Source organism: Verrucomicrobiota bacterium, assembly GCA_037139415.1.
GTDB lineage: Bacteria > Verrucomicrobiota > Verrucomicrobiia > Limisphaerales > Fontisphaeraceae > JBAXGN01.
The window spans coordinates 16,210-27,861 of the sequence record JBAXGN010000101.1; the positions used below are offsets into that span (position 1 = coordinate 16,210).

An 11,652-nucleotide genomic window follows, 5' to 3' on the forward strand; every position below is an offset into this window, starting at 1 on the left:
AACTTTCGGTTCTCGGGATTCGGATTTCGGATTTTTTAGGAAGTGGAGCCAGCGGTCGGATTTGAACCGACGACCCATGCTTTACGAAAGCATTGCTCTACCAACTGAGCTACGCTGGCTTAACCAACAGGCGGATTAAACCGAACCCCGCCCCCATAGTCAACGCTGGAAAATGGTTTTTCGGCGATTGCGCCATGGCCGGTTCTGTATAGAGATAGCCGATACCAGGGTCAAGCCTGTTTCCGAAACTGTTTATTTCCCCACCCGGTACAAATGCGTTTTGGTGCGCAGCACCAGCGCACTATCCACCACCGCCGGTGAAGCCATGAACCCCGCCTCCAGCTTATTTTCCGCCAACTTTTTGAATGTTCGCGAGGCCTCGACCACCGTGGTCTTGCCTTCCTCATTAAAGAAATAGACCCGTCCCTCGGCAAGCAACGGCGAGGCGGAATAGTTGCCACCCACCCGTTCGCGCCAGACCTCGGTTCCCGTCTTCGCCTCCAGGCAACTGGCAATACCCGCGTCATCCACCATGAATAACAGGTCACCGAACAAAATCAGGGACGGCTTATTTGGCGCATTCCGATTGGTACGCCAGATAATGTTGTTCGTGGACACTTGGCCTTTGAGGCCGGGTTTGATGGCCAACACCAATCCGCGCGAAAAACCGCAGCTAAAAAACAACATCCCCTGGCCCACGATGGGACGGTCGCTCGCCGAATGGCAACTCCGTTCCTCCAATCGCCAATATTCCTCCCCGGTCAGTGGATTATACCCGTAATGCGCCTTGGCCCCCTGGCTGATCAACACCGGGCGGCCATCAAACTCGGCGACCTGTGGCGTGGCAAACGCCTTCCGCAAATCGCCCTCCATCTTGGGCTTTCCATCCGGTCCCTGGTCTTGGTAATCCATGGAACGATCCTTGCGCCACACGGTGGTGCCGGTATTTTTATCCAGTGCCACGAGATACTGATAATCACTGCCGTCAAAATGCAGGATCAACAGATTGCCGTAAATGATCGGGGAGGAACCCGCGCCCCGATAATGATTGCAGGGTAGATCACGCCGTTGCCACAATACTTTGCCTGTCTGAGTATCCAGGCAGGCCGTGCCCGGCGAACCAAACGTGACATAGACCCGCCCCGCCTCAATCGCCGGCGTGGGCGAGGCCGGGCTGTTAAACTTGTGGATGAACTGGGGCGTCTCCACCTCGAACAGTTTCAAATCGTGCTGAATCCGGCCATTCTCTGCATCCACGCACATCGCATAAAGGTTCTTGCCGTCCTCCGTCGCAGTCGTCAGCCAGATTTGGCGTCCCCACACCACAGGCGACGACCACCCCTTGCCATGAACAGCGGTCTTCCAGCGCACCTGATTGGTTTCGCTCCACGAAACGGGTAACCCGGTGGCCGTCGTCACACCATTGCCGGACGGGCCGCGAAATTCCGGCCAATTCGCGTCCGCCGCCATACCCGATAAGGAGGCGAGGCCAAGCCACGCCCAAACCTGCCAACAGGAAATCTTCATGCGCAAGGTGGCTACCGTGTTTTGTGCTGCCGGGCAAGCTAAAGTTGAAAGAGAGCACGTCTGCATCCAGTCTGGCATCTGCATGGATGTCGCGCTGCGCACGCCGAAATACGTGAAGGAACTGGTGACACATCACGTTTCCAGTCGACTTAAGGTGGTGCCCAAACATGTGAATCCCAAGGTGCTACAACGAATGCGTTTTGGAAGCTTGAGCAGGCAGTAAATATGTGTTAAAAGGATTGACATCATGAACAACGCGCATGACTCGACGGTGGTGACCTCGCCGGAATACCGGCATTTTATTGAGGCCTTGAAGACACGGGTGCTCTCCGCCCGCATCTCCGCAGCGCGGGCCGTGAACCGAGACCTCATCCTGCTTTACTGGGACATCGGGCGTGGCATTGTGGAAAAGCAGCGGGTGCTAGGCTGGGGAGAATCAGTTGTTGAAATGGTGTCGGCGGACTTGCGACAAGCGTTTCCGGGCATGACGGGTTTTTCGCCGCGTAATGTTTGGTACATGCGACGCGTTTATGAGGTTTATAGCGCGAGCGACTTTCTGCAGCAGGTTGCTGCAGAATTAATAAAGGAACCGACACCACCCATTATTGGACCGCATACTGTGACCAAAATGGAAGAAGGTGATCCTTCGGTTCAATCTGTCCAATGCCTTGTGACAGAAGTTCCGTGGGGACACCACCTCTTGATTCTCGACAAACTCGAAACTCCTACCGCCCGCCTCTATTACCTCCGTGCCACCGCCCGATTTGGCTGGTCACGTAATGTCCTGCTCAACCAAATCAAGGCTGGCGCGTATGAACGGGCCGTGGTGGAGAAGAAAGCGCACAACTTCCCGCTCGCCCTACCGGAGCATCTTGCGGAGCAGGCCGATGAGATGCTAAAAAGTTCTTATAACCTCGAATTCCTTGGCATTCGCCAAGCCGTGAAAGAACGTGAACTGGAGCACCGTCTCGTTGAAAGGCTGCAAGCCTTCCTCCTTGAACTCGGTTACGGTTTCTGCTTCGTCGGTCGCCAGTACCGGCTCACGCTCGGTCAGAAGGAGTACTTCATTGATCTGCTGTTCTATCACCGATTCCTCCGGACACTAGTCGCGTTTGACTTGAAGGTCGGCCCGTTTGAGCCCGAATACGCGGGAAAGATGGACTTCTACCTGAATCTGCTCAACGACAAGGAACGCGCCCCGGAGGACCACCCGTCCATCGGGATCATTCTTTGCGCGGAAAAGGACGACGTGGAAGTCGAGTACGCCCTGCGTGCAAAGCGCAATCCCATCGGTGTGGCGGCGTATAAACTCCAGTCGAAACTGCCAGCAGACCTGAAGGGAAAACTGCCGACCGCCAAACAGCTTGCCGATGTCGTACGGGAGGCACTCCCCGAAACGGGCGGCAAGTAGCCGCTCTTCGCAGCAGGTTTCAGTCGATTTTACCGGACCACCAGCTTCAAGCTCTCCGAGTGGCTGTTGAATTCGGGGGCGTACATGCATTGAATGGAGGCCATGCCGGTCTGGTATTCGCCGCGATGCTGTACGCGCGTGGAATACTCGAAGACATAGACACCCTTGGGCAGGTAATCGATGAAGAAGTGGCTGGCGGTGTCACGGGTGGATTCGTAATAACCCAGGCCGTCCTGGTATTTGTAGCGTGAAAGGACGTTCACCGGTTCGGTGCCGCTGCCGCGCTGATCCTTGAGGTGCACGTATTCCATGTCGCGATCCACGCGCAGTTCGATGCGCACCACGAGTTCATCACCCACCTGAATGGCAGCCTTCACCGGTTCCAGCACCGGGCCCTTGTTGGTGTTGGTCTTAATATAGAGCGCCTTCTTGAGCTTCAACGGCGTGCCTTCATACGGGGTAACCTTGGACATATCTTCCAGGTACTGCCAATGGACGCTGCCCCAGGAGACGCCCGCGTCCGTCTTGATCACCTTGATGTCGCCGAGCTTGGGCTTGATTTCGGCGGCGCTGAAACGTTTCTCATAAAAGCCGGTGCCGGCCTCGACGTTTTCCGGCTTGATGGTCTGGCCGCCCAGCGAGACTTCCACTAGCGCGTCCGAGGCCAGCATGTTCACGCCGCGCAGGAGCAGCGCATAGACGGCATCGGCGGTGGCCTTGGTGGTTTTCCAATCCTGGGTCTGCTTCTGCTTGAGCAACCAGACTTTGCAATCCTCGACGGCCTCGGCGTCGTTCATGATTTCAACGAACGCCTCGATCATCAGCGCCTGGGTTTCGATCGGCGCGTGATACCACCACCAGGACAGTTCGGTATCGCGCCAGAACCGGCCCATTTCCTCGTTGGTCACGGAGCGTTCCTTCATGGATTTCATGATGGCCACCGCGACGGCGAGGTTGTCATCCCCGCCCCAGCGCTTGAGCGCCAGCGCCAGGTGGGCCTGGGTTTGGCGGCTGGCGGTTTTTAACCAGTGCTTGCGCGATTGTTTGAGGAAGTAATCCACCGCGTCCTGATTGCCCTTGGCCACCGGTTTATCTTTCAGGAAGAAACTGCGACCGTAGAGATAGAGCGCATCGGTAGAACTGGGCACGTAATCCTCCGGATTTTTCAGTTTCAAAAGGTGATGGTAATGCTCATCCATCCAGCTATCGAGGCGGGCGAGCGACCGGATGGCCATATCCACCGGCACATCCACGCCCAGGTTCCGCATACGGCCAAAGCCGGTGGTGATGTACAGGGTGATGTAATCGTTGCCCTGCCCGCCGGGGAACCACGGCCAGGAGCCATCGCCCAATTGCATTTCCTTGAGCTTCTGGGTGGCACGATTCAGTTCCTGGTTCATGCGGTTATCCTCGAACAGGATGCCGACGTTGCGGCGGGCCTGGCTCTCATTGCGCGCCTGCCGATACCAGGGCGTCTCTTCAATGAGAACGGACTTCAGGTCCTGATTTTTCTCGAGCGGACTATCCAGCGCGGGAGTGTTGCGCCACAGTTCAAAGATGCGATGAATCTTGGGATCCTGCGTAGCGATGGAGCGAGCGAGTGCATTGGCGTACAGGCGATTGAACGTCTGCTCGCTGCATTCGTAGGGATACTCCATCAGGTACGGCAGCGCCATGACCGCGTACCAGGCCGGCTGCGACACCATCTGAACGGTGAGCGACTGGTGCTGCAAGGTATCCGACTTGCCCGACTTGAGCAGCTTGGTGAATTCAAATTTTTTGGTGGCCGGCCCGCGCACCGGGAGCGGCAGCGACTCCGTGACAAGAATGCGTCGGCTCAACACGGGCAGCCAGCCTTCCTCGCCATCGGAAAGTTTGGCGGTGGCACCCACGGCTTTATAGGTGAGGAAGCCCAGACCATCCGGCACTTTCAAGCGCCAGGAGAAGGAGCGGGATTCCTTGGCCGGGATGTCAAACGCCTGCTCGGTCTTGGTGTTTCCCAGCAGTTTGTCCACATTTTGATCCGTGGCGGCGTCCTTGAAGGAGAGCGCCACTTTGCCGGATTGCGGCTCGGGGCTTTGATTGGACACCTTGACGGTGAATTCCAGCACGTCGCCCTCGCGCAGGAAACGCGGTGGATTCGGCTGGATCATGAGATCTTTGGCGGTAATGGCCTTGTCTTGCAGGAAGCCAGCGCGCAATTGCTGATCATGCGCAAAGGCCATGAATTTCCAGGTGGTCAGGGCCTCCGGCATGGTGAATTCCATACGCACCGCGCCATCCTTATCGGCGACCAATTGCGGGAAGAAGAAGGCCGTTTCATTAAGGTTCTTGCGCGCGGAGACCTTGCTGAGATCGGGTGTGGCGCTGCCACCTTCATCCTGGGCACCTCGCCGGGTGGTTGTTCGCTTGGCAGCATCCTGTTCATCGCCAGCGACGTCCTTGTCAGCCGCGGATTTGCGCAGCATCTGTCTTTCCACGACCATGTCTTCGCCTTTGGCCATGGGTGTTGGTGCAGCGGTGGCCGCCATCGGCATCGCGGCATCCGACATCACCATCCCGCGCGCCCGCATCATGCGCCCACCGCCGGCGGCGTTCATCCCAAAATACTGGTAGCCGTACAGGTTCTGCACCAGGTCGGGCGGGAACGAGCGATACGTGCGCTCCACACCAACAGAGCGCTCATTCCAGTATCCCAGGAGCTGGTTCAGATTTTGGAGATCATTTTCGAAGCGCGCGCTCAGATAGGAGTTGTCCGAGCGGAAGATGTTGAAGCGGGTCAGCCAATGATGCGCCCGATAGGCGTCCAGCGATTCGTCGTACAGTGTGGCCACCATTTCCGCGACGCTCTTTTGGGCGTTGGGACCGGTGACGATAGCGGTCCAGGTTTCCTTCTGGCCGGGCTGGAGCTTGTTCACGAAATGCTCCCATTTCACCTGCAACTCCTTGTTGCTCCAGGGCACATCAACGCGGCGCGATTCGAGATAGGCGCGGTTTTCCCGCACCCGGGTGAGATGCATTTGGAACCCACCACGCATGGACTCATCCACCGCCTGCCGGATTTGTTCCTGGGTGTTCTCCGCTTTGGTCCAGTAACGGCGAATGACCTTATTGCGATGTTCGATTTCGACGAACGTGCGCCCCTGATCGTAGCCGGTACCCCACAGGGCCATGAATTCCTGGCCGGGTTCAACGGTCCACACCGGGGCAGCCAACAATTGCGGAATTTTAATCGCAAGCTTGTTCGCCTCCGGCTTCAAAACCCGCAGCGGCAGTTGGGCGGTGACTTTTTTCCCGAACCGATCCTGCGTCTCCACCATTACGCGATAGACCCCGGTCTTGAGGCTGGCCTGAATCACGGTTTGCCCAGCCTTATCGGTAGTGAAACCTTTTTCCAGCACCACGGCCCCCAGCGGCCAGGTGTTGGGATCGAACGTCATGGCGGGCTTGTCATTTGCGGACTGGGTGCGCCAATAATATTGCAGCGTCAACTCGGGCCGGATGATCCGGGCCGGTGCCTGCAGGGCATAGATTTTCAATGCGCCCTCGGCCGTTTGCGGCTCGCCATCATGCGTGAGCGTACGCAACGTCACTTCCACCGGTTTATCCTCCACCTGCCAGTCGTTGGCACTCAGACCGGCCTGCAGCGCCGTATAGGCCACGCGCACGCCCCGGCTGGCGGACCGCGTTTCGCCAGTGGTATCGGTCACGTCCGCATGAATCGTGTACGTGAAAACCGGTTCATTGGTGGCGGCAATGGACAAATCCGGTTTGGCGAGAAACTCCACCGTAAACGTGCCATCGGTTTTGGTGCGCAGCGTGCCGTGGCTGATTTCCTGACTACCGGTGTTCGGCACCGGACGCCACCAATAGCACCAGCCCCACCAATCCGGAAAGCGCACTTCGCGCACGATGCGATATTTGACCATCGCGCCATCCACTGCGGCACCGGTATAACTCTCCGCCTTGCCGGTCAGCGAGACCCGATCGTTTAATTTGGCCGCGGTCTTGGGGACGTCGAGCGAGACCTGGAACTTGGGCCGCTTGTATTCCTCAACGCTGAATTGCGCGGCGCCGTTCGGACCGTTGCGCGCATAAATGCGCATCTGCCCCATCAAGCGATCCCGGGGCGCGGTGAAGCTGCCGGAGAAGGAGCCGTAATCATTGCACTGGACGGGCAACTGCGCGATCTCCTTGCCGTTCCGGTCCGCAAAAATCACGGTGAGTTTTTGCGCAGGCAGCAGCTCATAATTATCCTTCGGCTGGTCCACGCGCAGGCAGATGCCCTTGAACTGAATGGTCTGCCCCGGACGATACAAGGCGCGATCCGTGAAAAAGATCGTCTGCGAGTGCGGTTGGGGTCGCCCTGGTTTCCATGAGTTGTATTCCTGCTCCGAGGCCACCTCGCGCCCGTTATGGCGCACGCGGATCAGGTTGCCGCGATCCCCTTTGCCGGTGAGTTTGAAAAAACCCATTTCATCCGTCGCGGTTTTCGGATTCTCCACGCGATCGCCCTGGTTGTTCAGATACCAACTGGCAACTTCCGCACCGGAAACCGGTTCGCCGGAATTGGCTTCGAGCACGAAACCATCCACCTCGCCATCATGCGTGCGCACCACCAGTGAAAGATCGCTGACCCAGAAAGTGGTGTACGCCACCAGATTATCCTTCTCACCAAATCCGGTCCGATGGCTGCTCACCAGGAAATAAAATCCCGGCTTCAAGGTCGTGGGGGCGGGCAGATGTTCCACGCGCTCCTGGTAATCCACCGTGGCCGGTAGTTTCTCGGACCACGCCAGCTCCGGCTTGAGGGCCAGCAATTCCTTGCGCTCCTTGTCATTCAACGATTCCGGACGGCTGTGTTTTTTGTCCAGGAAGGTGTTCCAATCCCACGCCACTACGCGGAAGTGGATCTCCGTGAGATTGCGATAACTCACGTTGATCTTCGGCAACGGCGCGTTCCAGATACGCTCCACGGTTACCTGGGATGATTTGGCTTCAATCTGATAGATGAGATTCTGGCACAACTTGCCGCCTGCGCTCCTGGGAAACACCTTCGCGCCCCGTGACGCGAGCGCGTGCGCCTCCACAAAGTTGTTCTCGTCATGTACCGTCTGCGCCCAGTGATACAGCGCCAACGCCGACAAGTCGTGATCCGCCCAACGATCCACCACCGCTTTAAGGGCTGCCTTGAACCGTTCGTTTTTGTTCTCCCCAAACGCCGTGTTATGTCCGTACTCCAGGCGAGCGATGTCGAGATCAACAAACGCCGAGGGATCCTTGTCGTTCTGATGGAACCGCATCAGGTCCTGGTACAATTTGAGTCCTTTGACCACCGGTGATTGGGTGTCCTCCGTTTCAATCTTCCACGCCATGAAGGCTTCCGCCGGGGCAAAGATGGCGCTATCGGCGGATAAATCGAAGGCATCCTGCGCCTTGGCAGCGGCTTGTTCGCCAGAGGTGTAAAACTTCAGCGCCTCGTGGGCGATGAAGTCATAGACCGTGGGGCGATAGGCATCCGGCAGGGCGCCTTTTTGGAGCAAGGCATCAAAGGTGGCAATCGGCATTGCCTTAAGCGTTTTCTCAGCCACCAGCGCGGCCGTGTAATGCTTGTCAATTTCCGCGAACAGGCGCGGCAGATCCCACGTGGTGAAATCCTTCCCCGGTGCGGCGGCGGTCGCGGTGCGCCGCATGAACCGCCAGCGGTTTTGCTCGAAGTAATGCCAGTACCACTGCGCCAGCACGGCGGTCAGCAGCGGTTTCATTTCCTCCGGGGCCTTGGCGATCTCAGCCTCCAGGCGAGTGATCTTTTCCTCCGGCTTGTTGCCCTCGACGTTCCCTTCCAGCGCGATGCGCCGCGCAATCGCCTTGATGGCTTCCCCGTATGCCTTCTCTTTCAGCGCCCCCAGGATGATGGGTTCCAGTTGTTCAACGGCGGTTTTGGGTAGTCCCTGGTTCATGGCATCCTCCACTTTCTTCCAGGCGTCCGCCCGGGAGGCGCCCATGAGCGGCGACACCCATGGCAGGCAAATGGCGAGCGACAGCGCAATCAAAGTCCGTTTCATATATGCAAGCGTACACATTCTTTCCGTTAGACGGAAGGAGAAAATAAATGCTCCGTGCTTTCCAAGCGTCTTTCTTTTCTATCTTTTTCAGTTGTCGGCTTGCCAGCATCCCGTTACCTTTTTACTAATTCTCCCATGGAATTTTGTGGGAGGGGGAAATAGTTTGGTTTATGCCACGGAAGAGCAACGACATGCAGAAAAAGCCGATCGAGCAATACGAGCACAAGAGCAAGAAACGCGCCAACAATCCGCCTGTTGGTCTCGTGGATGCCCAATCGGATGCTGCCGAAGGGAAGAAGACCTACGCCTACGATCCGCACTTGGACCCCACCTTAGTTTGGGCGGGCAAGGCCGAACGCACCAGTTTTGCGATTCCCACCGTTTCACTGCATGTTCACGAGCGGATTGATCCCCGCAGCATCATTGAAGCCGTGCGGAAAAAGAACGGTAAAGACTACGCGCAGCTTTCCCTGTTCAACTCCAAAACGGAGAATCCGCCGCTCCGCGAGGCCATTGAGTTTTACAAGCACGCCCACAATTGGAGCAACCGCTTTGTTGCGGGTGACAGCCTGTTGGTGATGAATTCGCTGCTGGAAAAGGAGGGCATGGCCGGGCAGGTGCAGATGGTCTATTTCGACCCACCGTACGGCATCAAATACGGCTCTAACTTCCAGCCGTTTGTTAACAAGCGCGACGTGAAGGATGGCAAAGATGAGGACCTGACCGCCGAACCGGAAATGGTCAAAGCCTTCCGCGACACTTGGGAACTCGGCCTGCACTCCTATTTGAGTTACCTGCGCGACCGGCTGCTTCTGGCGCGGGAACTTCTTCACGAATCCGGCTCGGTCTTCGTGCAAATCTCGGATGAAAACGTGCATCATGTACGGGAAATTTTGGATGAAGTGTTTGGGGCGAAGAACTGCGTCAGCCTAATAACCGTCAAGAAGACTTCGAGCGCATCGAGCGAATTGCTCCCAGGCGTCAGCGATTATCTGCTATGGTATGCCAAAGACAAATCGCGACTGAAATATCACCAGATTTACCTTGAGAAAGAGGCTGGAAAGGCTGGAGCAGGACAGTACTCGTGGGTTGAAGAAAATGACGGAACACGCCGGAGTTTCTTGGCCGACGAAAGTTTCGAGGAAGCGGCGATGAAGGGCCGGCTGTTCTGCCACGATAACCTAACTAGCCAACGCCCACCCGGCGATTTCCCAATTGAGTTCGAAGGACGGACTTTCAAACCGGCTAGAGGTTATTGGAAAACTGGTCCAGAAGGAATGGAGCGGCTCAAGAAGGCGAGGCGTTTGATGGTTGTTGGAAACACTCTTAGGTATATCCGCTTCCTCGACGACTTTCCAGTATTTCCCACTACCAACCTGTGGGATGACACCGTCATTTCTGGGTTTGGCGACTCGAAGGTTTATGTCGTTCAGACTCTTCCGAAAGTCATCCAACGTACCACGCTAATGGCCACCGACCCAGGGGATTTGGTCTTGGACATCACCTGCGGCAGTGGCACGACGGCCTTGGTGGCGGAACAGTGGGGACGCCGCTGGATTACGTGTGACACGTCCCGCGTTGCGCTCACGCTCGCTAAACAACGATTGATGACGGCGGTGTTCGATTACTATCAGCTTGCCCACGACACCGAGGGCGTGGACAGCGGTTTTCGTTACAGGACCGTTCCGCACGTCACCCTTAAGAGCATTGCCAATAATGAAACGGCGGATCAAGAAACGCTTTACGACCAGCCGCTCGCGGACAATTCCAGAGCCCGTGTGACCGGGCCCTTCACCGTGGAAGCCGTGCCCGCGCCGATGGTGAAGTCGCTGGGTGAACTAGCCGGCGCGGAAAGAGCCGCGCCAAGGCCGGCGGACGAATCAGTAGCCCGTTCTGGCGAAACGGTACGGCAGGACGAATGGCGGAGCGAACTACTGCGGGCTGGGATTCGCGGCAAAGGCGGGCAGATGATCCGCTTCTCCCGTGTGGAACCGCTCTCCGGCACGCGCTGGCTGCACGCCGACGCCGAGACCAAACCAAACGATGATGGCGCAATGATGTTGCACGATGGCCCGGCGAAGGAGATTCAACGCGTGGTGATTTCCTTCGGGCCGGAGCATGCCCCTTTGGAGCAGCGCCAAGTGGAATCGGCCCTGGAAGAAGCCCGCAAACTGGTGCCGCGTCCGCAGTTAATTGTGTTCGCCGCGTTCCAATTCGATCCCGAGGCCGCCAAGGACATTGACGAATTGAACTGGCCGGGCGTCACGACGCTCAAGGCGCAGATGAACGCGGATTTGCTCACGGAAGATTTGAAGAAAAAGCGGATCAGCAACGAAAGCTTCTGGCTCATCGGCCAGCCGGACGTGATCCTCCGGCAGATCAAGCGCGGCGAGAATCAAGGAAAGTGGGAGGTGGAAGTCCACGGCTTCGATTACTACGATACGAAGACAGGGCAAATCGTATCGGGCGGTGCGGCTCAAATTGCCATGTGGATGCTGGATACGGATTACGACGGCCGGAGTTTATTTGCGCGGCAAGTGTTCTTCCCGATGGCTGGCGAGAAGGAGGGCTGGTCCAAACTGGCGAAGAACCTTCGCGGTCGAGTAGGACTGAGGCGCACGCAACCTTGCGGTCCATGTTTCCTCAGTC

General features: G+C 57.3%; 5 protein-coding genes and 1 tRNA gene. 3 read left to right on the forward strand and 3 right to left on the reverse strand.

Annotation, left to right across the window (positions count from 1 at the left end; all coding sequences use genetic code 11):
- Window positions 1-43: 43 nt before the first annotated feature.
- Together WCO56_17470 and WCO56_17475 are read right to left on the reverse strand one after the other, a co-directional pair.
- Window positions 44-119, reverse strand: a tRNA-Thr gene (locus tag WCO56_17470).
- A 133-nt stretch (window positions 120-252) separates the two neighbouring features.
- Window positions 253-1,527, reverse strand: coding sequence for a PQQ-binding-like beta-propeller repeat protein (locus WCO56_17475; GenBank protein ID MEI7731369.1), 1,275 nt, complete (start codon window positions 1,525-1,527; stop codon window positions 253-255).
- Here WCO56_17475 and WCO56_17480 point away from each other — a divergent pair.
- The gene (locus WCO56_17480) at window positions 1,526-1,750 is read left to right on the forward strand and encodes a hypothetical protein (protein MEI7731370.1); all 225 of its coding nucleotides are present in this window, start codon (window positions 1,526-1,528) and stop codon (window positions 1,748-1,750) included. The genes WCO56_17475 and WCO56_17480 overlap by 2 nt on opposite strands.
- A gap of 24 nt (window positions 1,751-1,774) precedes the next feature.
- Window positions 1,775-2,938, forward strand: coding sequence for a PDDEXK nuclease domain-containing protein (locus WCO56_17485; GenBank protein ID MEI7731371.1), 1,164 nt, complete (start codon window positions 1,775-1,777; stop codon window positions 2,936-2,938).
- A 29-nt stretch (window positions 2,939-2,967) separates the two neighbouring features.
- Here WCO56_17485 and WCO56_17490 read toward each other — a convergent pair whose 3' ends face one another.
- A complete protein-coding gene (locus WCO56_17490) occupies window positions 2,968-9,003 on the reverse strand; it encodes an alpha-2-macroglobulin family protein (protein MEI7731372.1) in 6,036 nt (2,011 codons plus the stop codon).
- A 170-nt stretch (window positions 9,004-9,173) separates the two neighbouring features.
- On the opposite strand from WCO56_17490, the gene WCO56_17495 reads away from it, so the two are divergent.
- Window positions 9,174-11,652 (forward strand): site-specific DNA-methyltransferase (locus WCO56_17495; GenBank protein ID MEI7731373.1); only part of this gene is annotated, 2,479 nt, incomplete at its 3' end.

Excerpts from the sequence above, each read along its gene's own strand:
- WCO56_17480 (MEI7731370.1), top strand. The coding sequence starts at position 1,526 with ATGCGCAAGGTGGCTACCGTGTTTTGTGCTGCCGGGCAAGCTAAAGTT.
- WCO56_17475 (MEI7731369.1), bottom strand. The coding sequence starts at position 1,527 with ATGAAGATTTCCTGTTGGCAGGTTTGGGCGTGGCTTGGCCTCGCCTCC.
- WCO56_17485 (MEI7731371.1), top strand. The coding sequence starts at position 1,775 with ATGAACAACGCGCATGACTCGACGGTGGTGACCTCGCCGGAATACCGG.
- WCO56_17490 (MEI7731372.1), bottom strand. The coding sequence starts at position 9,003 with ATGAAACGGACTTTGATTGCGCTGTCGCTCGCCATTTGCCTGCCATGG.